Source organism: Vibrio sp. Isolate33 (genome assembly GCF_022397895.1).
In the GTDB taxonomy this organism is placed as follows: Bacteria; Pseudomonadota; Gammaproteobacteria; order Enterobacterales; family Vibrionaceae; genus Vibrio; species Vibrio pomeroyi.
Map to the genome: position 1 here is coordinate 1 of NZ_JAKEUP010000041.1, position 983 is coordinate 983.

The following is a 983-nucleotide window of genomic DNA, read 5'->3' on the forward strand; positions in this document are numbered from 1 at the left end:
ACCGCCCTTTCACGGCGGTAACAGGGGKTCGACTCCCCTACGGGATACCATTGGGTCGTTAGCTCAGTTGGTAGAGCAGTTGACTTTTAATCAATTGGTCGCAGGTTCGAATCCTGCACGACCCACCATTTCCTCCCAAGGAAATAAAATTTGGGGCGATTAGCTCAGTTGGGAGAGCACCTGCCTTACAAGCAGGGGGTCACTGGTTCGAGCCCGGTATCGCCCACCATTTCCTCCCAAGGAAATAAAAATATGGGGCTATAGCTCAGCTGGGAGAGCGCCTGCCTTGCACGCAGGAGGTCTGCGGTTCGATCCCGCATAGCTCCACCATTCCTTCCATAAGAATGGCTTTTATTTTCACTTTTTAAAAAGTGAAGACAAAAGAAAACTTTATGGGCGATTAGCTCAGTTGGGAGAGCACCTGCCTTACAAGCAGGGGGTCACTGGTTCGAGCCCGGTATCGCCCACCATCTTTAAGCATTCTCCTCGGAGAGTTTTTAAAAATGGTTTTGAAAGTTTAAAACTTGAAAAACTCTTGCTCTTTAACAATTTGGAAAGCTGACTGATTACTTAATTGGTTTCCACTTTAAAAAGTGAAATCAAACAGCTCAAGGCTGTGATTAAGTTAATCAAATTTAAAAGTTCTCAATGTTTACCTTTAAGGTAAACACAACAAACACATTCAAGTGTCTTGTATTCGAATCAAACTTAGTTTGATTCACATTGAGTCCGGCAAACAGTCATTAAGAATTAACCCTTCTTAATGACAACCAAAAACCTTGGTTAGTTGCCATACTAGTTTGTTTTCACTTTTCAAAAGTGAAAGTAAAACAGAGACCCTTTCGGGTTGTATGGTTAAGTGACTAAGCGTACACGGTGGATGCCTTGGCAGTCAGAGGCGATGAAAGGCGTAATAACTTGCGATAAGCCCAGATTAGGTAGTAATAACCTTTGAGTCTGGGATTCCTGAATGGGGAAACCCA

4 tRNA genes and 1 rRNA gene are annotated in these 983 nt (G+C 43.6%); all 5 read left to right on the plus strand.

Going from position 1 to position 983, the window contains the following annotated elements:
• Positions 1 to 52 precede the first annotated feature (52 nt).
• Positions 53 to 128: transfer RNA gene (locus tag L1D37_RS23875), tRNA-Lys, on the plus strand.
• A 25-nt stretch (positions 129 to 153) separates the two neighbouring features.
• A tRNA-Val gene (locus L1D37_RS23880) sits at positions 154 to 229 on the plus strand.
• A gap of 25 nt (positions 230 to 254) precedes the next feature.
• A tRNA-Ala gene (locus tag L1D37_RS23885) sits at positions 255 to 330 on the plus strand.
• Positions 331 to 394: 64 nt separating this feature from the next.
• A tRNA-Val gene (locus L1D37_RS23890) sits at positions 395 to 470 on the plus strand.
• Positions 471 to 853: 383 nt separating this feature from the next.
• A 23S ribosomal RNA gene (locus tag L1D37_RS23895) occupies positions 854 to 983 on the plus strand; the annotation flags it as partial.